Source organism: Variovorax sp. YR634 (genome assembly GCF_900106655.1).
Classification (GTDB): Bacteria; Pseudomonadota; Gammaproteobacteria; order Burkholderiales; family Burkholderiaceae_C; genus Variovorax.
Genome location: NZ_FNOL01000004.1, coordinates 156,839 through 179,374, shown reverse-complemented (window position 1 = coordinate 179,374; position 22,536 = coordinate 156,839). Strand labels below are relative to the sequence as shown.

The following is a 22,536-nucleotide window of genomic DNA, read 5'->3' as shown; positions in this document are numbered from 1 at the left end:
AACAAAAAAAGAAAAGAAGGGTCGCCCGGGCTTCAGGCGTCTTCGAGAAAGGCTTCGCGCAGGATGCCCATGGCCTGCTGCACCGGGCGGTCGGAAAAGCTGAAGAGCACGGTGTCTTCGCCCGGCGACGACAGCCGAAGCGGCGCCCACGAAGGCACCACGAAGGTGTCGCGTGGACCGAACTCGAAGCGCTGGCCGGCGATCTCGGCCGTGCCGTGGCCTTCGACCACGCTGTACACCGCGCCATCGGTCGCGCGGTGCGTCTTGCCCGCGAAGCCCTTGGGCAGCAGTTGCAGGTTGGTCGAGATGGTCGGCATCGGCGAGCCGCCCGTCAGCGGGTTGATGTAGCGCAGCTTGTGGCCCAGCCATGCGTCGGGCGCTTCCTGCGTCTGCAGTTGCGCCAGCGCCTCGCGGCTGCGTGCGTAGGGGTAGTTGAAGATCGGCGAGGTGGCCGATGCGTGGTCGTGCCGCACCGGCACCATGTTGTGGCCGAAGCGCGCGAGGCTGTTGCCTTCGGGGCGCGACACGTGCTGCACCTTGGCGTCGTCGTTCTCGGCGAAGCCGGCGTCGAAGAAGCGCAGCATCGGAATGTCGAGCCCGTCGAGCCACACCACGGGCTCCACTGTGCCGCCGATGCCTTCGTTGCCATGGTCGTGCCAGGCCCACGAGGGTGTGATGATGAAGTCGCCGGGGTACATGGTGGTGCGTTCGCCGCCCACCGTGGTGTAGGCGCCCTTGCCGTCGACGATGAAGCGCAGCGCCGACTGCACGTGGCGGTGCGAAGGCGCCACCTCGCCCGGCATGATGAGCTGCAGGCCCGCGTAGAGCGACTGCGTGATCGACGAGTTGCCGGGCAGCGCCGGGTTCTCGAGCACCAGCACGCGGCGCACGGCCTCTTCGGCGGTGATGAGCTCGGCCGACTCCATCAGCAGCGGGCGGATCTCGTCGTAGCGCCACAGCGCGGGCACGCAGGGCGTCTGCGGTTCGCGCGGCACCAGCGCGTGCAGCGATTCCCACAGCGGCGTGAGGTTCAGCGGGCGGATGCTGGCGTAGTAGTCGCGGCGTTCTGCCGCATTGGAAGGCGCGGGTTTCATGGCGTGGGTGTCTCCGTGGCGGCATTGTTGAGCCGCACCACTATTTCCTCAAGACCGGTAGCCAATACACGGAATTCGAAATTTAGATAATGGTGCCTTTCACCGTACGCAGGAGCCCCCGATGTCCAAGCTCGATCTCGAATGGCTCGCCGTGTTCGACGAGGTCTACAAGACCGGCAACGTCTCGAAGGCGGCCGAGCGGCTGGGCATGGCGCAGGCTGCGGCCAGCACCGCGCTGAACAAGCTGCGCGCGCACTTCGACGACCGCCTGTTCACCCGCACCGCGCAGGGCATGCAGCCCACACCGCATGCCGAGCGCATCTATCCGAACCTGCGCGAGGCGCTGGCCCAGCTGGCGCAGGCCCAGGGCAACCGCAGCAGCTTCGAGCCCGCGCAGGCGCAGCGGCGCTTTCGCATCTGCATGACCGACATCAGCGAGGTGGTGCTGCTGCCCGGCCTGCTCGACCACCTGCGGCGCGCGGCGCCGGGGGTGCATATCGAGACCGAGATCATCTCGACCATCAGCGGGCGCCGCCTGCAGGACGGCGAGGTCGACCTGGCCGTGGGCTTCATGCCGCAGCTGGACGCGGGCTTCTACCAGCAGACGCTGTTCATGCAGAACTTCGTCTGCCTGGCGGCGCAGAACCATCCGCGCATCGGCGCGAAGCTCACGCGCAAGCGCTTCGAGGCGGAGGCGCATGCGGTGGTGTCGACCTCGGGCACCGGGCACGCGATCGTCGACACGACCATCGCGCGGCTGGGCCTGAAGCGCGACGTGGTGGTGCGGCTGTCGAGCTTCCTGAGCGTGGCGCGCATCGTGGCGCACACCGAGCTGATCGTGGTGGTGCCGCGCATCCTCGGCAAGGTGCTGGCCACGCAGGAGCCGGTGAAGCTGCTGGAGCCGCCCTTCACGCTGCCGGCCTATGCGGTGAAGCAGCACTGGCACGAGCGCTTCCATGCCGACCCGGGCAATGCCTGGCTGCGGCGCACCCTGGCCCAGCTGTTCAGCGGCAGCTAGCAGCCGACTGACTGAGCGTGCATGCCCGGACGACGGGCGGCATCCGCAAGCGTGCGCCCGCTCGCATAATCGCGGCTCCCCACCCCATAGCCATATCCGAAAAGGCGGCCCCATGTCTTCGATCACCCTGCGTTTTCTCGCCGAACCCAGCACCGTCAACTTCGGTGGCAAGGTCCACGGCGGCACGGTCATGAAGTGGATCGACGAGGCCGGCTACGCCTGCGCTACCAGCTGGGCCAAGCGGTATTGCGTCACCGCCTTCATCGGCAGCATCCGCTTTCACCGGCCGATCATGATCGGCGACCTCGTCGAGGTGGAGGCCCGCCTGGCCTACACCGGCAACACCAGCATGAACATCTCGGTCGAGGTGCGCAGCGGCGACATGAAGGGCGGCTCGATGGAAAAGACCACCGAATGCCTGATCGTGTTCGTCTCGGTCGACTCGCACGGGCGGCCGTTGCCGGTCGAAGCCTATGTGCCCGGCACGCCCGGTGAAATGGCCCTGGCCGAGCGCGCGAAGGCGCATCTCGACGCGAGCCGCGCGGCCGGCGCAACGCCCTGAGCCTTTCCCGGGGAGGCTTGGCCTCATAGACGCGAAGCTCTAATGGGAAGCACGTCGAACGGCTAGAGTCGGCCGATTGTTTGCAAAGGAACATTCGCATGGCTACCCAGGACGACGACAGCAACGGCAAGGCCGCAGACCGCATCAAGGATTCCGCCCAGCAGATCTGGCTTGCCGGGCTCGGCGCCTTCGCCAAGATGCAGCAGGAAGGCAGCAAGGCCTTCGAGGCGCTGGTCAAGGATGGTGCCGGCATGCAGAAGAAGACCCAGCAGGCCGCGGAGGAAACCCTGTCCCAGGCCCAGCAACGCATGGCCGGCTTCGCCAGCGAGTTTGGCACCAAGGCCGCGGGCCAGTGGGGCAAGCTGGAGAACATCTTTGAAGAGCGCGTGGCGCGCGCCCTCGAAAAGCTCGGCATCCCCAGCGCCGCCGACATGGCCGCGCTGCAGGCGCGCGTCGAGGCGCTCGAAGCGCAGCTGAAGAAATCGCAGGGCGCCGCCGCCGCTCCCCGCAAGACCGCGGCCCGCAAGACGGCCGCGCCGGCCGCCAAGAAAACCTTGCGCCGCAGCAAAGCCGGCTGAGCCAGCCCGCGCCGTCTGCCGACCGGTCGGTATTGCGGCACTGCACAAAAAATCAGCGCCGCAAAACATGTCCCGCACCGTTCATGGTGCGGTGCACATGCGCTAGAGTGCCCCCAAGAGACCACGAGACAACCGGGGGCACCGACATGGCAAAGAAGGCGCCACGCCGCACGGCGCAACGCATCCTCGAAGCCGCATTGGATCTGTTCAACCGCTTCGGGGAGCCGAACGTCTCGACCACCCTGGTGGCGGGCGAACTCAACATCAGTCCGGGCAACCTGTACTACCACTACCCGGCCAAGGAAGAGCTGATCAACAAGCTCTACGAAGCCTACGAGACGGAGCTCAACGAACTGCTGCACGCGAGCGAAGGCGTGCACGACGTGGAAGACGCGTGGTTCTTCATGCACAGCCTGTTCGAGCTGATCTGGCGCTACCGCTTTCTCTACCGCGACCTCAACGACCTGCTCAGCAAGAACCGGCGGCTGGAAACCCAGTTCCAGCTGGTGCTGAAAAACAAGGCACGCGCCATCCGCCAGCTGATCGCCGGCCTGAGCCGCGCCGGGCACCTCGAGATCGACGCGCACGAGGTCGACACGCTCGCGCAGAGCATGGTCGTGGTGCTGACCTACTGGCTCAGCTATGAATACGTGCGCAACCCGCGCGAGGCGCTGGAGCCCGCGCATGCGCAGGGCGCGCTGATGCGCGGCGGCCACCACACCCTGCACCTGCTCGCGCCCTACCTCGGGCGGGAACAACGGCGGCATCTGCTGACACTCAGCAATGCCTACAACGGCGAAGATTCCAGCAACAGCGGTGCCGGCAGCAGCGCCGGCGCCGCGGCTTCCCCGGTCGATATGGCGGTCTAGCAACCATGCCCCACCCCGATTTCAAACCGCTCTCGCTGATGCCTGCCAGCCCGCTTGCCACCGCCGACGCGGCCCCCTGGACGCCCCTGCCCTGGGCCGACGTGCCCCGTTTCGATGCCCGCAGCGTGCTGCTCCATTGGCCGCGCCTGCATGCCGGCCACGAGCTGCCGCTGCCGGCCGAAAGCTCTGCGCTCGCCGAAGGCTGGGCGCTGTACCACAGCGGCGAATTCGAACGCGCCGCCGCCATCGGCCTGCTGCAGGGCGCCGAAGGGCTGGCGCTGGCCAACCAGGCGACCGCGATCTACGCCAACTACGTCGAACCGCGCGAGGCCGTGCGGCTCGCGATGTTCCGCCAGGTGATCGAGCGCGCGAGCGCGCAGGCCGCTGCCGATCCCGAGAACTGCCAGGCGCTCTACTGGCAGTCCTACGCACTGGGCCGCTACAGCCAGGGCATCAGCGTGGCGCGTGCGCTGGCGCAGGGACTGGGCAGCAAGCTCAAGGGAGCGCTGGAGCGCGTGATCGAGCTGCAGCCGCGGCACGCGGACGCGCACCTCGCGTTGGCTTCGTTCCACGCCGAGGTGATCGACAAGGTCGGTGCGCTGGTCGGGCGCATGACCTACGGCGTGCGTGCCGAGACCTCGCTCGAACTGTTCGAACGCGGCCTCGAACTGCACCCCCATTCGGCCGCCGGAATGATGGAATACGCCCGCGCGCAGCTGATGCTGCACGGCGAATCGCGCACGGGCGAGGCAACGCGGCTATATGAAAGAGCTGCAGGGCTGAAGCCGGCCGATGCGCGGGAGCGGCTCGATGTGGAGCTGGCGCGGGCGGGGCTGAAGGACTGAATCTGGTACCACCGGGTACCGCACAATTTAAGATGCACGGTTTCCGCTTTCTTCAATTCGACCGCCATGTCTGATCTCAACGCCCAATTCGAAGCCGCCCAGGCCAACTCCAAACTGCTCGCCGAGCGCCCCGACAACCCGACGCTGCTGAAGATCTACGGCCTCTTCAAGCAAGCCACCGAAGGCGACAACACCGCCAAGAAGCCCAGCTTCAGCGACATCGTCGCGCGCGCCAAGTGGGACGCGTGGACCGCCCAGAAGGGTGCGAGCGCCGACGAGGCCAAGCAGAAGTACATCGACCTGATCGAATCGCTGCGCGGCTGATCGACCGCGCCTTCGCGCCAGTCAGGCCGGAAGCTTCGTATCGGCGTAGCGCCGGATAGGCTGGACGAACGCGATGTCAACGCCATCGAGCACGTCACGCCCTTCGAGGCTTTCGAACTTGAGCCCGGTCTCTGCTTCGACGAACGCGAGCGGACGCTGCGATGTGTCGAAGTCTTCGAGGTCGCGCGCCACTCCTGAATCGAGATAGGTGCCCTGGCTCATCAGGTAAGCGATGGCGCTCAGCTCGCCCGTCGCCTCGCTGATGAAGGCAACCACCTTCCAGAAGTCCCGCGGGATCTGGATGCCGAATCTCTCCGGGTCGTCCAACCGGAGGATCGGGCCCGTGAAGACGCTGATGCGCTTGTCGTCGCCCTGGGCGTTGCCGAGGATGTAGTCCTCTAGATCGCCCCACAGCCCATCGTTGAAAGGCTGCCATTGCGGGCAGGCGTTGGTGGCAAAGAAGGTGTCGATGTTGGCCCGCTGCGCCGTTGCCAGCGAGCCCCAGTTCGGGTCCTGCCTGCGCGTCATGTGGCCGCGGGAAAATTTCTTGTCCTGCTCGGGGCCGTAAGCCTCCCGCAGCATCTGGTATTCCTTCTTGATGCGGCCGTCGTAGTTCCAGGTGTCGTGACGCGGAACGTTCTTCGACTTCGACCCGTCGATGTTGCACGCCGAGTAAAGCGGCACGCGCCGGGAAATGCATTGCACCGTGCTGAAGTGCTGGTACTTGAGCTCGAAGGAGCCGTCTTCGAGCTTTGCGATGTCGTCCATGGAGATGGCGTCGCCCATCGACGGCAGTTCCACTCGGTTGGCGTCCCCGAAGAACTCTGGTGCGTAGCCTTCACGGCCCCTGAAGAATTCCGGCGGCTTCGGCGTTGCGGCGACGCGCTGGATTCCGGCCCATGAATTGCTCACGACCTGGATGTCTGTATCGGACATGAAGCTCCCTATCCAAAAAACTCCATGACCACCAGCGGCCGTGGGCGCCTTGCGGCTATTTCGCGAGCTTGGCGCGTGCGTTTTTCAGATTGAAGACAGGTTTGCGGATTTCCGCAAAGCTAGGCTGGGACACGGCCCATTCCGGGTTCTGTTCGAGCGCCGCCAGTTGCTCCTCGTCGAGCTGGGCTTCCACCAGGGTGCTCGTCTTTGGCGTGAGCACCGCGCCCGGCACGCTGCGGCGCAGCCGTGCTTGCGCCGACAATTTCTTGCCGGGGCTGCCTGTGTAGGTCAACACGACGCTTGTCACTTCAGAACTCCAAAACCTTCATATTCGGCTGGCCAACCCACCTTTTGCGCTGTCTGAGACAGCATCTTGACGATGGCGTCGGCCTTTTCAGGACCGTCAGGCATGTTAAGCAGCTTCGAATTCCCTGACAACAGACGGGCCGCCATGCCCGAGGAGTACGGCGTGGCCATCGAGGTGCCGGACATCATTGCGTACTTTTCACCCGGAAACGTCGACAGCACCGCCACGCCGGGGCCGATGAAATCGGTCGAAAGCCCGTAGTTCGAGAACTCGGCGACAAACTCTTTCTTGCGGCGGATCTCGCTCTCCTGAAAGCTCTCGGGGCAATCCGCGGGAAATGTCCCGTCGCGCCCCAGCGCGCCGACGGCCAGCGTGTGGCTGTACCGGGCCGGGTAGCGCAGCAGGGGCTGGCCGTCGTTGCCGGTGGCCGCGAACACCACAACGCCGGCATCGCGCGCCTTCTGGAGGATGTCCGGCATCTCCGGCATCGGCTCCAGGCTGCCCATGCTGATGTTCACGATGTTGCAGCCGTCACTGATGGCGCGTTCGAGCGCGCTGGCAATGTCGGTCGATTTCGCGCGTCCACGCTCGCCGGTCTTCGGGCAGACCCGGTAGGCCAGCAGGCGGCAGGCCGGCGCCAGGCCATAGATGCCGGTGGCGGCCGCCTTCTTGCCCGCGATGATGCCGGCGACGTGGGTCCCGTGCCCGATGCCGTTGTCGAGAAAATCCGCGGCATTCTCGCCAGTGACGAAACAGCCGCCGCCCGCCACGGCGATGTCCGCATGCGGCCCGACGCCGCTGTCGATCACGCCGACCGTCACGCCCGCTCCGGCCTGAGGGTCGTATGGCGCGTAGTTCGCCAGCAGCTGGAAGCTGTCGGGCACCAGCGGCGTGGCCTGCACGTTCAATCGCTTCGGTGCCGCGACCCGGTCGAATCCCTTGATGAAGACCGACCAGTGCGTGTGTTCCGGCTCGACCAGGATCATTTCCACCCGCGGGTAGAGCACCGGAATTCCCAGGCTCGCGATTCCCTTGCTGTCGGTCACCGCGGGCACGTGTGCGCCGTCCCAATCGACGAGCGCCTTGACCCGGACGCCCGGCACGGGCTTGCCCTGCGGGTCCGCAAGATGCAACTCGAAGCTCTTGACCTTGGCCCCCGGCGCGACCTGGATCGCGCTGGAATCCATCTCATCACCCAGCGGCCGGATGTACTGTAGATAAGCCCATGCGGCAGGTGCAACCCGCAGCCCTGGCGTGTTGCGGCGCATCGCCAGCAGGGCGGACGAGTTGGCCTGCATCACGGACACGTCGTCGAGCTGCTTGATGAGCTTCATCCGGGGAATGCCGCGACCCTCCACTCTTTGACCGAGCGCCTCTGCCGCGTTGCCGAGATTGATTGCGCTCAGTGCTGCCATCTCTGCACCGCCAGCCACGGCGCTCCTGGAGGGCCACACGATGACGTCGTCGGAGAACTTGGGCTCCACGGCCACGCGGCGCAGACGCAGTTGCTGCAGCAGGTGCTCCACCTTCTCGCAGTCCGATTTCGACAAGTCCCATTTCGCAGTCCCGTAGACGCGTTCGGTTTCACGCGCAGGGGTGCTGCTGTTTCGCCTCGGGGCTTCCTGTCGCCTGTTCGCTGCTGCCATGGACTCTCCTTGTTGCCCGGTTTATCGCACGGAGGCCATTTCAGGCCCATGAATGGCCCGTATCGGCTAACCCACTATTCCGCGCTCGTGCAGCGCGGCGATCTGCTCGGCGCTCAGGCCGATTTCCCTCAGCACTGCATCGGTGTCCGCGCCCAGCGCCGGCGCGTTGTGCCGGTGGCTGGCCGGCGTGAGCGACATCTTGGGCACGAAGCCCGGCACCGCGAGCGCAGTGCCGTCGGCCATCTGCACCTGCTGCAGCATGCCGCGCGCGGCGTAGTGCGGATCGGCCGCGATGTCGGCGATCGTGTAGATGCGCCCGCCCGGCACATGCGCCGCGTCGAGCGCGGCCAGCACCTCGTCGACGGTGTGCTGCGCGGTCCAGTCGCCGATGGCGGCGTCGAGCATCTCGACCTGCGCCACCCGGCCGGTGTTGCCGGCCAATGAAGGATCGGCCGCGAGGTCGGGCCGGCCGATGCACGCCATGAGCCGGCGAAAGATGCTGTCGCCGTTGCCCGCGACGATCGCGTAGCCGCCGTCCGCGCAACGGTACGCATTGGTCGGTGCAATGCCCGGCAGCGCGCTGCCGGCCGCCTCGCGCACAGCGCCGAATTCACCGTACTCGGGCAGCAGGCTTTCCATGCAGTTGAAGACGGCCTCGTAGAGCGCCACGTCGATCACCTGTCCGCGGCCCTTCGGATATTCCGCACTCACCGTCGCGTGGCGGTGCTGCATTGCCATCAGCACGCCGATCACGCCGTGCAGCGAGGCCAGCGTGTCGCCTATCGACACGCCCACGCGCACCGGCACGCGACCCGGCTCGCCAGTGAGGTGGCGCAGCCCGCCCATGGCCTCGGCCACCACGCCGAAGCCGGGGCGGTCGCGGTACGGTCCGGTCTGGCCGTAGCCGCTGATGCGCAGCATCACGAGCGCGGGGTTGGCGGCCAGCAGCTCGTCGGGGCCGAGGCCCCAGCCTTCCATCGCGCCGGGACGGAAGTTCTCGATCAGCACATCGGCCTCGGCCGCGAGCTTGCGCACGACGGCCTGCGCCTCCGGTTCGCGCAGATCCAGCGCCAGCGAGCGCTTGTTGCGCGACTGCACCTGCCACCAGACGGAGGTGCCGTCCTTCAGCAGCCGCCAGGTGCGCAGCGGATCACCCGCGCCGGGCGGCTCGATCTTGATGACCTCGGCGCCGAAGTCACCCAGCGTGCGCGCGGCGAAAGGCCCGGCGATGAGCTGCCCGAGCTCGATGACCTTGAGGCCGGCCAGCGGGCCCGCTGCCGGAGGGGAGGAGCTTGTTGTCGTCATGACGCCAGAGTGTGCCCGGGCCTGCCGGGGCGGGAAAACACCTATGAATTCTTGACTCCGCGAATCCGGCGCTTTCCGCAGCGCAGCAAATACCGCCCTCGCCCCCTCCTCGCCCCGAGGAGAAAGGAGTTTGCTGCGGCGCAATGCATGGCGCGGCATCGGCCATCCGGGCCTCCCCGGAAGTCAAAAAAGTATCGATTCCGGACGCCATCTCTGGTTGTTGGCATCGGGAGCGGTTCGTACAGTCCGCCCCATGCAACCCGACCTGGAAATCGTTGAAGTCCGCGGTGACGAATCGTTCACCTGCTGGGCGCACGGCTACCCGTACCGCACGGTGCGCTGGCACTTCCATCCCGAGTACGAGATCCAGCTGATCGTCGAGACCCAGGGCGTGTATTTCGTGGGCGACCACGTCGGCCATTTCGAGCCGGGCAACCTCGTGCTGATGGGCCCCGACCTGCCGCACAACTGGATCAGCGACGTGCCCGCGGGCCAGAGCGTCGAGCGGCGCGGCATCGTGATTCAGTTCCCGGCCGGGCTGATGCAGAACATGGCCGGCACCTTTCCCGAGTTCGAGCGCATCGCGCCGCTGCTGGCCGAATCGGGCTCGGGCCTGCTGTTCTCGGTGGAGACCGCCGCCGCGGCCAAGCCGATCATGGAATCGCTGCTGCAGGCGCGCGGCCTGCGCCGCGTGATCCTGCTGCTGTCGCTGCTCGAACTGCTGGCCGACGGCAACGACCGCCAGCGCCTGGCCAGCCCCGCGTTCAAGCCCGACCCCAAGGCATTCATGTCGCACGCAATCAACAACGTGCTGGCGCACATCGCGGCCAACCTCGGCGACGACCTGCGCGAGCCGATGCTGGCCGAGCTGGTAGGCCAGAGCCCGAGCGCGTTTTCGCGATCCTTCCGCAAGCACACGGGCCAATCGTTCGTGCGCTACGTGAACCGGCTGCGCATCAGCCGCGCCTGCGAGCTTCTCACCAACAGCGAGAAGCCGGTGCTCGACGTCTGCATGGACGTGGGCTTCAACAACGTGTCGAACTTCAACCGGCAGTTCCTGCTGCACAAGCGCATGCCGCCGACCAAGTTCCGCAATTTCCATCGCATGCAGGCCGCGGCCTCGCGTGCCGCCAGCCCGCCGTAGCCGGGCTTGCGTGTTCCCCGTGTCGTCACCGGCGCGGCCCTTCGGGCACCGCGTGGGGCGAGCCTTTGTCCGCGTTTTTCGACAGTCACAAACCCAAGGAGACAGCCACCATGAAGAACATCCTCAAAGCCACCGCCCTTACTGCCGCACTGGTCTGCGGCGCATCCGCCGCGCAGGCGCAGGCCCCGAAGCAGCCGCTGCGCATCGGCATGACCTTCCAGGAGCTCAACAACCCTTACTTCGTGACGATGAAGCAGGCGCTCGAAGAGGCAGCTGCCAGCATCGGCGCGACCGTGGTCACCACGGACGCGCGGCACGACGTGGCCAAGCAGATCGGCGACGTGGAAGACATGATCCAGAAAAAGGTCGACATCCTGCTGTTGAACCCGACCGACTCCACCGGCGTGCAGTCGGCCGTGCGCTCGGCCAAGAAGGCGGGCCTCGTGGTGGTGGCGGTGGACGCCAACGCGCAGGGCCCGGTCGATTCCTTCGTCGGCTCGAAGAACACCGACGCCGGACGCCTTGCCTGCGAATACCTGGCAAAGAGCATCGGCGAAAAAGGCGACGTGGCCATCCTCGACGGCATTCCCGTGGTGCCGATTCTGGAGCGCGTGAAGGGCTGCCGCGAAGCACTCGCCAAGTACCCCGGCATCAAGGTGGTGAGCACGCAGAACGGCAAGCAGGAACGCGCCACCGCGCTCACCGTGACCGAGAACATCCTGCAGGCCAACAAGGACCTGAAGGGCGTTTTCAGCGTGAACGACGGCGGCTCGATGGGCGCGCTCGCGGCCATCGAAGCCAGCGGCAAGGACGTGAAGCTCACCAGCGTGGACGGCGCACCCGAGGCCATCAAGGCCATGCAGAAGCCGGGCTCGAAGTTCATCGCCACCACCGCGCAGTACCCGCGCGACCAGATCCGCCTGGCCATCGGCATCGCGCTGGCGAAGAAGTGGGGTGCCAACGTGCCCGCCGCGGTGCCGGTCGACGTGAAGCTGATCGACGCCGAAGGCGCGAAGACCTTCACCTGGTAACCGACACCAGAAGCAGCGCACGGCCATGAACGACACCGCCGAAATGCTGAGGCTCGAAGGCGTCTCGAAGAGCTTTCCGGGCGTGAAGGCGCTCGCGGGCATCGACCTCTCGATCCGCAAGGGCGAGGTGCATGCGCTGCTCGGCGAGAACGGCGCGGGCAAGTCGACGCTGATGAAGATCCTCGGCGGCATCTACCAGGCCGACGAGGGGCGCATCTTCATCGAAGGCAGCGAGCGAAAGTTCGCGGGCTACAACGATGCCATCGCAGCGGGCATCGGCATCATCTTCCAGGAGTTCAGCCTCATCCCGTACCTGAACGCGGTGGAGAACATCTTTCTCGGCCGCTACCTGAAGAACCGTTTCGGTCTGATGGACAAGGCGGCGATGAAGCGATCTGCGCAGGCCTTGTTCGACGAGCTGGGTGTGCAGATCGACCTCGGCGTGCCGATCTGCCGGCTCTCGGTGGCGCAGCAGCAGTTCGTGGAAATCGGCAAGGCGCTGTCGCTGAAGGCGCGCCTGCTGGTGCTCGATGAGCCGACCGCCACGCTCACACCGAACGAGGCCGGCCACCTGTTCAAGATCATGCGGGAGCTGCGCGCCAAGGGCGTGGCGATGATCTTCATCTCGCATCACCTCGACGAAATTTTCGAGGTGTGCGACCGCATCAGCGTGCTGCGCGATGGTGCCAATGCGGGGCATGCCGAGGTGGGCGCGACCGATGTGGATGCGCTGGTCGAAATGATGGTGGGCCGCCGCATCGAACACAACTTTCCGCCGAAGCCGGTGCCCGCGCCGCGCGGGCGCAAGGTGCTCGAAGTGCCGCACATCCAGCTAGCGAAGGGCGGCCCCATCAACGCCTTCGATCTGCATGAAGGCGAGATCCTCGGCTTTGCGGGGCTGGTCGGTTCGGGCCGCACCGAGTTGGCACTGGGCATGATGGGCGCCGACCGCGTGCACCGCAAGACAGTGCTGCGCAACGGCAAGCCCGTGCGCCTGGACGACCCGACGCAGGCGCTGGAAAACGGCATCGGCCTGCTGCCCGAAAGCCGCAAGGTCGAAGGGCTGATCACCGACTTCACGATCCGCTTCAACATCTCGCTGAACAACCTCGGCAGGCACCGCAGCGCGGGGCTGGTGAGCCAGGCGTCGGAGAAGCAGGCGGCCGGTGAACTCTCGCGCCGCGTCGGTGTGAAGGCGCCGAACATCGAGACGCGCGTGGCCACGCTGTCAGGCGGCAACCAGCAGAAGGTGGTGATCGCGCGCTGGCTCGGCCACGCCTCTGAAGTGCTGATCTTCGACGAACCCACGCGCGGCATCGACGTAGGTGCCAAGGCCGAGATCTACGGCCTGATGCGCGAGCTCACGCAGCAGGGCAAATCGATCGTGATGATTTCGAGCGAGCTGCCTGAAATCGTCGGCATGTGCGATCGCGTTGCCGTGTTCTCGGGCGGGGCCATCGTGGCCACCTTGGAGGGCGATTCCATCAACTCGGGCGACATCATGCGCTACGCCACTTCGTCGGGAGGCGCTCAATGACTACGACAGAGATTTGTTCGAGGCGCGATCACGCCGACGGCGCCCACTGTGCACAGGGCATCCCGTCTTCGCGCAATACCCAGTGGAGCACATGAAATGAACGCAACCGCAACCCACCCCACACCACCGGCACCTGCAGGCGGCTTCTTCACCCAGCTGCGCCGCTCCACAGCCTTCCTCCCACTGGTAGGCCTGGTCGCGATCTCGGTCTTCATGATCGTCGCGACCGACAACTTTCTCTCCTGGGGCAACCTGCAGAACATCGCGCTGCAGTCGTCGATCAACGCGATCATCGCGGTGGGCATGACGGCCGCGATCCTCACCGGCGGCATCGATCTTTCGGTGGGTGCGGTGGTGGCGCTGTCGGGCACGCTGGCCTCGGGAATGATGGTGCAGTTCGGGCTGCCGCCGATGCTGGCGGTGCCGCTCGGCCTGGCCGTGGGTGTGGTGATCGGCCTGTTCAACGGCTACTGCGTAGCCTACCTGCGCATGCCGCCGATCATCGTGACGCTGGCCACCATGGGCATTGCGCGCGGCATTGCGCTGATCTACACGGGCGGCTATCCCATCGACGGGCTGCCCGATTCTTTCGCCTTTCTCGGCGGCGGTGTGCTGGCCGGCATCAAGGTACCGATCCTCATCATGCTGGCGACCTACCTCGTGGCCTACGTGCTGCTGAACATGGCGCCGTTCGGCCGCTACGTGTATGCCATCGGCGGCAATGAGGAAGCCACTCGACTCTCGGGCGTGCGCGTGTCGCGCTACAAGCTGCTCGTGTATGCGCTGAGCGGGCTGACCGCCGCCATCGCCGGCATCGTGCAGGCAGCGCGCGTGACCAGCGGACAGCCCGGCGTGGGCGTGGGCTTCGAGCTCGACGCCATCGCAGCCGTGGTGATGGGCGGCACATCGATTGCCGGCGGGCGCGGCGCCATCGTCGGCACGCTGGTCGGTGCGCTGCTGCTGGGCGTGCTGAACAACGGCCTCAACATGATCGGCGTGTCGCCGTACCTGCAATTGATCATCAAGGGCGGGATCGTCCTGCTCGCCATCTTCATCAGCCGCGAAGCCAAGCGCTGACTTCGCAACAGACACATTCCCCCACTCCCCCAACCTCATGTCTTATCAAAAGCTCCAGCCCGGTACGTCCGGCGCCATCGCACAACTCGCTTCAATGCAGGCCGTCGTCTGCCATGGCCCGAAGGACTATCGCCTCGAAACCGTCGACATGCCGGCCATCGGCCCGAACGAGTTGCTGATCTCCATCGCCGCCTGCGGCATCTGCGCCTCCGACTGCAAATGCCACTCGGGCGCGAAGATGTTCTGGGGCGGCGACGGCCAGCCCTCATGGGTCAAGGCGCCGGTCATCCCCGGCCATGAATTCTTCGGCTACGTCGAAGCCCTCGGCGAAGGCGCGGGCGAGCACTTCGGCGTGGAAAAAGGCGACCGCGTGATCGCCGAGCAGATCGTGCCCTGCGGCAAGTGCCGCTTCTGCACTTCAGGCAAGTACTGGATGTGCGAAGTGCACAACATCTTCGGCTTCCAGCGCATCGTGGCCGATGGCGGCATGGCCGACTACATGCGCCTGCCGCCGACCTCGCGCGTGCACAAGATCCCCGACGGCATTTCGCTGGAAGACGCGGCCATCATCGAGCCGCTGTCCTGCGCGATCCACACGGTGAACCGCGGCGACATACAGCTCGACGACGTGGTGGTCATCGCCGGCGCCGGCCCGCTGGGGCTGATGATGGTGCAGGTCGCGGCGCTGAAGACGCCGAAGAAACTCATCGTGATCGACCTCGTGCCGGAACGCCTGGCGCTCGCCAAGCAATACGGCGCCGACGTCGTCATCAACCCCAAGACCGAGAACGCAGATGCCATCGTCAAGGGCTTGACCGAAGGCTACGGCTGCGACGTGTACATCGAGACCACCGGCGCCCCCATCGGCGTGACGCAGGGGCTGGACATGATCCGCAAGCTCGGCCGCTTCGTCGAGTTCAGCGTGTTCGGCTCGGAAACGAGCGCCGACTGGTCGATCATCGGCGACCGCAAGGAGCTCGACGTGCGCGGTGCGCACCTGGGGCCCTACTGCTACCCCGTTGCCATCGACCTGCTGGCGCGCGGCTTGGTCACCTCGCAGGGCATCGTCACGCACGGCTTTCCGCTGACCGAATGGGAGCGCGCCTTCGCGCTGGCAAACTCGCTGGATTCCATCAAGGTGCTGCTCACGCCGCAGCCCCGATCCTGAGAGAGACAACACACCATGAAATACGTGATCGGCGTCGACATCGGCACGCAGAGCACCAAGTGCCTGCTGGTCGGCATCGACGGCAAGGTGCATGCGCAGGCGAGCGTGGCCTACCAGCCCGAGACGCCGAAGCCGCTGTGGGCGCAGCAGGACTGCGCCGTGTGGTTCGGCGCGGTGTGCGAGAGCGTGCGCACCTGTGTGGCCGGCAGCGGCGTCGCGCCGTCGGACATCGCAGCGATGTGCGTGAGCAGCCTGTACGGCGGCGCGGGCATTCCGGTCGACGGGCAGATGCAGCCGCTGCACCCTTGCCTGATCTGGATGGACCGCCGCGCCACCGCCGAGGTCGCATGGGTGAACGCGAACGTGGAAGTGCCACGCCTCGAAGCCATCACCGGCAACGGCGTCGACAGCTACTACGGCTTCACCAAGATCCTGTGGGTGCGCGAGCACCTGCCCGATGTGTGGGCGAAGACGCACCATTTCCTGCCACCCAACAGCTATATCAATTGGCGGCTCACGGGCGAGCTGGCCGTCGATCACAGTTCCGCCGGCAACATCGGCGGCGTGTACGACGCGGCGCGCCGGCAGTGGTCCGAAGAGGCGATGCAGATGCTCGGCATTCCGTCGCGCATGATGCCGCCGCGCTTGGTCGAGTCGAGCGAGGTGGTCGGCGGCCTGAGCGCCGAATGGGCCGCGAAGCTCGGCCTTGTCGAAGGCATGCCGCTGATGGCGGGCGGCGTCGATGCAGCGGTGGCCACCTTCTGCGCGGGTGTCACCGGCAGCGGCGACCACGTGGCGATGATCGGCACCAGCATGTGCTGGGGCTTCGTGAGCCCCACGGTCGATGCACGGCACAAACTCATAACGATGCCGCACGTGTACAGCGGTGCGGACCGCAGCTATGTATTCGGCGGCGCGATCACGGCGGGTGCAGCCATCACGTGGTTCCGCGAAGCCTTCTGCCAGGCCGAAGTGGCCGAGGCGGCGCGCACCGGCGAAGATGCGCACGCACTGATCGAGCGCAAGGCCATCGACGTGCCACCCGGTGCGGAAGGCCTCGTGTTCCTGCCCTACCTCATGGGCGAGCGCAGCCCGATCTGGGACGCGCAGGCCAAGGGCGCCTTCATTGGCCTCTCGCTCGCGCACAGCCGGGCGCACCTGTACCGCGCGGTGCTCGAAGGCGTGAGCTTCGCACTGCAGCACAACATCGAGGCGGGACGCCAGAGCGGGCAGCCGCTGGACGACCGGCTGATCGTGGTCGGTGGCGCGGCGCACTCGGACCTGTGGATGCAGATCGTGGCGGACATCACGGGCTACCCGGTGTTCACCATCGAACAAGAGGTCGAGGCCGCGCTCGGTGCGGCAATGCTCGCGGCATTGGGCGCGGGGCTGGTCGATGCGGCGACGGCCGAGCGCGGCTGGGTCACGCTGGTGGAGCGGGCGCGGCCCGAACCCGCGGCACAGGCTGTGTATCGCGAGCGCTTCGAAATCTACAAATCGCTTTATCCAGCGTTGCGTGATGCGATGCATCGGCTGACATGACTGCTCGATGCGATCTGGAGCGAAATAAAGGAGGAAGCCGCAGGCCGGGGGACATTCGCGGAGGGGAGCACCCGGTGTCATTCGCACCCACCCCGAACGAACACTGAAGCAACTGACATGACAACCTCCTTCAACTTCTCCGGCCAACGCGCACTGGTGACCGGCGCGAGCAGCGGCATAGGCCGAGCAGTGGCGATGCGACTCGCGCAGTCCGGCGCAAAGGTCACAGCCGTGGGACGCAACGCCGCGGCGCTGGAGACGCTGCACGCCGAAGCCGGCTGCACGCCACTCGTGCTCGACGTGGCCGAAGCTCCCGCACTCGAACATGCGCTCGCTGCGTTGCAAGCATTCGACCTCGTAGTGAACTGCGCCGGTATCGCACTGCTCGAATCCGCTGTCGAAATGAAGGCCGAAAGCTTCGACACCGTGATGGCCGTCAACGCACGCGCCGCAGCGCTCGTGGCCTCGCGCTGCGGCAAGGCCATGATCGCGGCCGGCATATGCGGCAGCATCGTCAACGTGTCGAGCCAGGCCTCGCTGGTCGCACTCGACGCGCACCTCTGCTACTGCGCCTCGAAGGCCGCGATGGACGCCATCACGCGCTCGCTGTGCCTGGAGTTCGGGCCGCACGGCATCCGCGTGAACAGCGTGAACCCGACCGTCACGCTCACGCCCATGGCCGAACAGGCCTGGGCCGACGCGGACAAGAGCGCTGCCGCCCTCAGGAACATTCCGCTGGGCCGCTTTGCGCAAGTGGAGGAAGTGGTGGCGCCGATCCTCTTTCTGCTGAGCGATGGCGCGTCGATGGTGAGCGGCGTGGCGCTGCCGGTGGACGGCGGCTACACCATCGTCTGAAGCCGAAGTCTCTCAGGCGAGACGGGTGCCGCCACCCCGGGGGGATTCGAGCAACGCGTCGAGGTTGCGCGTGATCTTCTGCTCGATCATTTCGCTGAAGCTGCTGAACAGGAAGCCCAGCGTCGCGTCGAGCGTGAAGGTGCTGGCCGTGACCTCGACGGTGCCGTCGATGCCCGCACGCGTGAAGGTTGCCACGTCGCGGTCTTCGCCCTTGGTGTAGACGCATTCGAGGCCGAACTCCTGCTCGGCCTGCTTGATCCACTGGCGTGCGGCGACGCGCGCCCCGGCGATGCCCAGCGTGTGGTTGCGTTCGATATGGATGTCAGGCACCGTGATCTCCGTTTTTTTGTTCCGGGCTGGAATGGGTTTGCATGATGCCGGTCGCCGCCTGCAAGGCACTGCGGCGTTCTTCCGTGGTCGGCAGCGCGGCGATGCGCCGGACCTCAGTGTAAAAGCGCGGCCAGTCGTGGCCTTCGTGCTCGAAGAGTTTCTCGAAGCTGGGCACGAGATCGTCGTAGGCGCCCTGCGCACCGAAGGCCGCGTTGTTGGCGCGCGCCACCCAGGCGTCGTAGGCGTTGCGGCGGGGGCCGGACCAGCCCTCCTTCAGCTTCGCGTAGCGCTCGCGGAAATCGGCCATGGCCGCCTGCTTCATGACCTCGACCTTGGCCCAGTCTTTGGCCTTGGCTTCGGGCGATTCGTAGACCTGCGTCAGCGCGCGGCGGGTGTTGAGAGCCAGTGCGCGGAAGTCCTGGCGCTGCCCATCGAACTGCGCGTACTCGCGGCGGGCCTGCTCGCCGGCTTCGCGCTGCAGCCACATCGCCCCGCCAATGCGCTCGACGGCCGTGGCGTACGACTCGTTGAACACCGTGTCGCCGGCCACGTAGAGCACCTGGTGCGCCAGTTCGTGGAACACGATGCGCGCTAGCTCGCCCTCGGGGTAGCCGATGAAGGTGGACAGCAGCGGGTCGCCGCCGGCCCAGTTCATCCAGCCCAGCGTGGAGTACGCGGGCACGGGGTACACGGCCACCTCCAGATCCTGCTTCTTCTGCGCCTCGGCTTCGGCCTTGGCCGCGTCCTCGCTGTAGTAGCCGCGGTAGCCCACGCAGCCCGCCACCGGGAAGCACCAGCTCTTGAGCGTGAGCGAGTACGGCGGCGCGGCCACCACGTTCCACACGGCGGCGGGGCGGTGCAGGTCGGCATACGACTTGTAGCTGGCGTTGTCGGGCAGGCCGAGTTCGGCGGAAGCGAAGCGGCGGATGCGCTGCGTGAGTTCGAGCTTGGCCTTCAGCGGCGCGGACACGGCCGGGTCGGCCAGCCACTCGGGCACCGGCTTGGCGGCCCGCATGATGCCGATGTGGCCGCTGGCGGACTGCCAGTAGTAGCCGAGGTCGGCACAGCCGGTGAGCAACAGCGCGCCGGCCAGCGCAAGCGCGGGGAGAGGCCTCACGCCTTCTCGACCTCGACGAGGCAGTCGTAGAACGTGGGGCCGCGGCCGATGTCGGTCAGGCGCTGGCTGGTCAGCTCATTGACGTTGGTGCCGTCCATGCCGAGCTTGCGCCACCAGATGCCCATGCCGTGCACCACGCCCTGCCGCGCGCGGCGCGAGACCTCGGCGCGGCAGCGGTGCTCGCCGCGCTTGTTGAACACGCGCACCATCGCGCCGTCCTCGATGCCGCGTGCGGCGGCGTCGGCCTCGTGGATTTCGAGCAGCGGCTCGACCTCGATGGCGCGCAGGCTCGTCACGTTGACGAAGGTGGAGTTGAGGAAATTGCGCGCCGGCGGCGAGATCATGGCCAGCGGAAATTCGGTCGAACTGCCGGCCGGCTCCCAGTTGGGCACGTGGTCGGGCAGGCCGCCGATGCCCATGGCTTCGAGGCGCGCGCTGAAGAATTCGCAGCGGCCCGAAGGCGTGGGAAAGCTGCCTTCGGCAAACGGCGCCTCGGGCAGCTTCACGCTGGTGAAGCCCTGCGCCAGCAGCTCGGGGAAGTCGATGGCGTTGTCGGCAAAGGCGGTGCGGCACAGCGTCTCGTCGGAATCCGAGAAGCAGGACTCCGTAAAGCCCATGCGGCGCGCCAGCTCGCGAAACACCCAGGCGTTGCTGCGGGCCTCGCCGCGCGGTGCCACGGCCGGGCGGTTCAGCAGCACGTCGGTGTGGCCGTAGCTGCAGTGAATGTCCCAGTGCTCCAGCTGCGTGGTGGCGGGCAGCAGGTAGTCGGCGTAGTCGGCTGTGTCGGTGCGGAACTGCTCCAGCACCACGGTGAACAGGTCTTCGCGCGCGAAGCCCGCCGCCACCTTGGCCGACTCGGGCGCCACCGCCACCGGGTTGCTGTTGTAGACCACGATGGCCTCCACCGGCTTGGCGGTGTCCAGCAGCGCGTCGCCGATGGTGCTCATGTTGATGGTGCGCGGCTTGCGCCCGGCCAGCAGGTCGGGGCGCTGCAGCGCGGCGCGGTCGACCGGGTAGTGGCCAGAGCTGCTCAGCAGCAGGCCGCCCGCGCGGTTGCGCCAGGCGCCCACCAGAGCCGGCAGGCAGGCGATGGCGCGGGCGGCGTTGCCGCCGCCGCGCACGCGCTGCATGCCGTAGTTCAGGCGGATCGCAGCCGGCTTGGTGGTGCCGTAGGCCCTGGCCAGCGACACGATCTGCTCTTCGGGAATGCCGCAGACTTCGGCCGCGCGCGACGGCGGCCATTGCAACGCGCGCTCGCGCAGTTGCTCCCAGCCCAGCGTGTGGCTGGCGATGTAGTCGTGGTCGAGCCAGTCGTGCACGATCAGCTCGTGCATCAGGGCCAGCGCCAGCGCGGCGTCGGTGCCGGGCAGCAACGCGATGTGCTCGTCGCACTTGTCGGCGGTTTCTGTCTTGCGCGGGTCGATGCACACCAGCCGTGCGCCGGCGCGCTTGGCGGCCTGGGCGTGGCGCCAGAAATGCAGGTTGCTTGCGATGGAATTGCTGCCCCAGATCAGGATCAGCCTGGCTTCGGCGAAGAATTCGATGCGCATGCCGACCTTGGCGCCCAGCGTGTAGACCATGGCTTCGCCGCCGGCCATCGAGCAGATGGTGCGGTCCAGCAGGGTGGCGCCCAGCTTGTGAAAAAAGCGCCGGTCCATCGACTCGCCCTGCACCAGCCCCATGGTGCCCGCATAGCTATAGGGGACAATAGCTTCGGGTTTTCCCTGTAATACTCGAAGATGCGCGGCGATGTCGTCCAATGCGGCTTCCCATGACACCGGCTCGAACTGGCCGCTGCCCTTGGGGCCGACACGTTTCAGGGGCTGCACCAGCCGTTCGGCATGGTCGTTGCGTTCGATGTAGCGTGACACCTTGGTGCACAGCACGCCACCGGTGTGCGAATGGGCGGCATTGCCCTGCAGCTTGACGGCCACGCCGTCCTTGACGGTTGTAACGAGCGCGCAGGTGTCCGGACAGTCGTGGGGACAGGCGCCCAGCACGGTGGTCGTTACGGGCTGGGGAGGCGCTTCTTCGAGCAAGGTATCCGGTGCGTGGGCCATCGGGCGAGTCTAATTTGTGCGCGAGTCAGAGCGCGGGAGTGGGTTTTCATCATGTTGAATCGACGTCATTTTTCTTTGGCCGCCGGCGCGGCCGCCACGCTGGGGAGTTTCGGCATTGCGCGGGCACAGGGCGACACGCCGCTGGTGCTGGGCCAGTCGGCAGCGTTCACCGGTCCGGCGGCGCAGCTGGGCATCCAGTTTCACCAGGGCGCCAAGCTGTTCCTGGACCAGTACAACGCCCAGTCGGGGCACCGCGACGTGGTCATCAAGAACCTCGACGACGGCTACGAGCCCGACCGCTGCGCGGCCAACACGCAGAAGCTGATCTCGGAAGACGTGTTCGCGCTCTTCGGCTACATCGGCACGCCGACCAGCCTGGCGGCGCTGCCGCTGGCGGTGAAGGACAAGGTGCCGTTCGTGGCCCCCTTCACCGGCGCGATGTCGCTGCGCGAGCCCTTCCAGAAGAATGTGTTCCACCTGCGCGCCTCGTACAACGACGAGACGGCGCTGATGGTGAAGCAGCTCACCCACCTGGGCCTGAAGAAGATCGCGGTCTTCTATCAGAACGACGCCTACGGCAAGGCCGGGCTCGACGGCGTGACGCTGGCGCTCGGCGAGCAGCAGCTCAAGCCGGTGGCGCTGGCCACGGTGGAGCGCAATTCGTCCGACGTGGCGCAGGCGGTGAAGACCATCGTGGCGGCGCGGCCCGATGCAGTGGTGCAGGTGGGTGCATACAAGGCCTGCGCGGCCTTCATCCGCGAGGCGCGCAAGGCGGGCTACGGCGGCACTTTCTTCAACATGTCCTTCGTCGGCACGCAGGCGCTGGCGGACGAGCTGGGCAAGGACGCGGCCGGCGTGATGGTGACGCAGGTGGTGCCCTCGCCCTACAACCAGGCCAATGCGCTGGCGCGCGAGTTCACCGAGGCGGTACGCAAGGCCGGCGGCGGCGCGAGTGCCAATTTTTCGAGCATGGAGGGCTACCTGGCTGCCAAGGTGCTGACCGAGGGCCTGCGCAAGGCGCCGGGCAAGCCCACGCGCGAGAGCCTGATCGCGGGGCTGGAAAGCATCGACCGCCAGCAGTTTGGCGGGTTCGAGGTGTCGTTCTCTGCCAAGAACCACGTGGCGTCGAAGTTCGTCGAGCTTTCGATGCTGACTGGGGATGGGCGGGTCAGGACTTAGGGGCTTGTGCTG

22 protein-coding genes are annotated in these 22,536 nt (G+C 66.6%); 14 read left to right on the top strand and 8 right to left on the bottom strand.

What is annotated here, in order from left to right:
• Positions 1-32: 32 nt before the first annotated feature.
• The gene (gene gtdA / locus BLV60_RS09835; protein ID WP_093053754.1) at positions 33-1,094 is read right to left on the bottom strand and encodes a gentisate 1,2-dioxygenase; all 1,062 of its coding nucleotides are present in this window, start codon (positions 1,092-1,094) and stop codon (positions 33-35) included.
• 121 nt (positions 1,095-1,215) lie between these two features.
• Between gtdA and BLV60_RS09830 the strand changes: the two genes are divergently transcribed.
• The 6 genes from BLV60_RS09830 (at position 1,216) to BLV60_RS09805 (ending at position 5,290) form a co-directional block, all read left to right on the top strand.
• On the top strand, positions 1,216-2,112 hold the full coding sequence (locus tag BLV60_RS09830; protein ID WP_093053751.1) for a LysR family transcriptional regulator: 897 nt from the start codon (positions 1,216-1,218) through the stop codon (positions 2,110-2,112).
• Between the two features lie 112 nt (positions 2,113-2,224).
• On the top strand, positions 2,225-2,674 hold the full coding sequence (locus BLV60_RS09825) for an acyl-CoA thioesterase (RefSeq protein WP_093053749.1): 450 nt from the start codon (positions 2,225-2,227) through the stop codon (positions 2,672-2,674).
• 98 nt (positions 2,675-2,772) lie between these two features.
• Positions 2,773-3,252 carry a phasin family protein gene (locus tag BLV60_RS09820; RefSeq protein WP_093053746.1) on the top strand — a complete coding sequence of 160 codons (480 nt, stop codon included), beginning with the start codon at positions 2,773-2,775 and terminating at the stop codon, positions 3,250-3,252.
• A 146-nt stretch (positions 3,253-3,398) separates the two neighbouring features.
• Positions 3,399-4,121 carry a TetR/AcrR family transcriptional regulator gene (locus BLV60_RS09815; protein ID WP_093053744.1) on the top strand — a complete coding sequence of 241 codons (723 nt, stop codon included), beginning with the start codon at positions 3,399-3,401 and terminating at the stop codon, positions 4,119-4,121.
• A 5-nt stretch (positions 4,122-4,126) separates the two neighbouring features.
• On the top strand, positions 4,127-4,966 hold the full coding sequence (locus BLV60_RS09810) for a tetratricopeptide repeat protein (protein WP_093053741.1): 840 nt from the start codon (positions 4,127-4,129) through the stop codon (positions 4,964-4,966).
• Positions 4,967-5,032: 66 nt separating this feature from the next.
• A complete protein-coding gene (locus tag BLV60_RS09805; RefSeq protein WP_007835415.1) occupies positions 5,033-5,290 on the top strand; it encodes an acyl-CoA-binding protein in 258 nt (85 codons plus the stop codon).
• Between the two features lie 21 nt (positions 5,291-5,311).
• Here BLV60_RS09805 and BLV60_RS09800 read toward each other — a convergent pair whose 3' ends face one another.
• The 4 genes from BLV60_RS09800 to BLV60_RS09785 form a co-directional block, all read right to left on the bottom strand.
• Entirely contained in the window at positions 5,312-6,226 is a 915-nt protein-coding gene (locus BLV60_RS09800) for a DNA/RNA non-specific endonuclease (protein WP_093053738.1), read from the bottom strand.
• A 55-nt stretch (positions 6,227-6,281) separates the two neighbouring features.
• Positions 6,282-6,521: a hypothetical protein gene (locus BLV60_RS09795; protein WP_143042575.1), complete on the bottom strand. Its 240-nt coding sequence runs from the start codon at positions 6,519-6,521 to the stop codon at positions 6,282-6,284.
• 8 nt (positions 6,522-6,529) lie between these two features.
• On the bottom strand, positions 6,530-8,179 hold the full coding sequence (locus BLV60_RS09790; RefSeq protein ID WP_093053732.1) for a S8 family peptidase: 1,650 nt from the start codon (positions 8,177-8,179) through the stop codon (positions 6,530-6,532).
• A gap of 66 nt (positions 8,180-8,245) precedes the next feature.
• Positions 8,246-9,484, bottom strand: coding sequence for a CaiB/BaiF CoA transferase family protein (locus BLV60_RS09785; RefSeq protein WP_093053729.1), 1,239 nt, complete (start codon positions 9,482-9,484; stop codon positions 8,246-8,248).
• A gap of 253 nt (positions 9,485-9,737) precedes the next feature.
• Between BLV60_RS09785 and BLV60_RS09780 the strand changes: the two genes are divergently transcribed.
• From BLV60_RS09780 to BLV60_RS09750, 7 genes are all read left to right on the top strand, one after another.
• Positions 9,738-10,628, top strand: a complete 891-nt coding sequence (locus BLV60_RS09780) for a helix-turn-helix domain-containing protein (RefSeq protein ID WP_093053726.1) — start codon at positions 9,738-9,740, stop codon at positions 10,626-10,628.
• A 110-nt stretch (positions 10,629-10,738) separates the two neighbouring features.
• The gene (locus BLV60_RS09775; RefSeq protein WP_093053723.1) at positions 10,739-11,659 is read left to right on the top strand and encodes an ABC transporter substrate-binding protein; all 921 of its coding nucleotides are present in this window, start codon (positions 10,739-10,741) and stop codon (positions 11,657-11,659) included.
• A 25-nt stretch (positions 11,660-11,684) separates the two neighbouring features.
• Positions 11,685-13,196, top strand: coding sequence for a sugar ABC transporter ATP-binding protein (locus tag BLV60_RS09770; RefSeq protein WP_093053720.1), 1,512 nt, complete (start codon positions 11,685-11,687; stop codon positions 13,194-13,196).
• A gap of 96 nt (positions 13,197-13,292) precedes the next feature.
• Positions 13,293-14,273 carry an ABC transporter permease gene (locus tag BLV60_RS09765; RefSeq protein WP_093053717.1) on the top strand — a complete coding sequence of 327 codons (981 nt, stop codon included), beginning with the start codon at positions 13,293-13,295 and terminating at the stop codon, positions 14,271-14,273.
• A 37-nt stretch (positions 14,274-14,310) separates the two neighbouring features.
• Positions 14,311-15,441 (top strand): alcohol dehydrogenase catalytic domain-containing protein, encoded by a 1,131-nt coding sequence (locus BLV60_RS09760; protein ID WP_093053714.1) that lies wholly within the window; start codon positions 14,311-14,313, stop codon positions 15,439-15,441.
• 15 nt (positions 15,442-15,456) lie between these two features.
• Complete coding sequence (locus BLV60_RS09755) at positions 15,457-16,983, top strand: FGGY-family carbohydrate kinase (protein ID WP_093053712.1); 1,527 nt, start codon at positions 15,457-15,459, stop codon at positions 16,981-16,983.
• 117 nt (positions 16,984-17,100) lie between these two features.
• Positions 17,101-17,838, top strand: a complete 738-nt coding sequence (locus tag BLV60_RS09750; RefSeq protein WP_093053710.1) for an SDR family oxidoreductase — start codon at positions 17,101-17,103, stop codon at positions 17,836-17,838.
• A 12-nt stretch (positions 17,839-17,850) separates the two neighbouring features.
• Here the strand turns inward: BLV60_RS09750 and BLV60_RS09745 are convergent, their stop codons facing one another.
• From BLV60_RS09745 to BLV60_RS09735, 3 genes are read right to left on the bottom strand one after another with little or no spacing between them, the layout of a single operon-like run.
• On the bottom strand, positions 17,851-18,168 hold the full coding sequence (locus BLV60_RS09745) for a polyhydroxyalkanoic acid system family protein (protein WP_093053707.1): 318 nt from the start codon (positions 18,166-18,168) through the stop codon (positions 17,851-17,853).
• Positions 18,161-19,285, bottom strand: coding sequence for an aminopeptidase (locus BLV60_RS09740; RefSeq protein WP_093053704.1), 1,125 nt, complete (start codon positions 19,283-19,285; stop codon positions 18,161-18,163). Before BLV60_RS09740 ends, BLV60_RS09745 begins: the two co-directional genes overlap by 8 nt.
• Entirely contained in the window at positions 19,282-21,345 is a 2,064-nt protein-coding gene (locus tag BLV60_RS09735) for a molybdopterin-containing oxidoreductase family protein (protein WP_093053701.1), read from the bottom strand. The genes BLV60_RS09740 and BLV60_RS09735 overlap by 4 nt, the downstream gene beginning before the upstream one ends.
• 51 nt (positions 21,346-21,396) lie before the next feature.
• Here BLV60_RS09735 and BLV60_RS09730 point away from each other — a divergent pair, with 51 nt between their 5' ends.
• On the top strand, positions 21,397-22,524 hold the full coding sequence (locus tag BLV60_RS09730) for an ABC transporter substrate-binding protein (protein WP_093053698.1): 1,128 nt from the start codon (positions 21,397-21,399) through the stop codon (positions 22,522-22,524).
• The last annotated feature ends 12 nt before the right edge of the window (positions 22,525-22,536 follow it).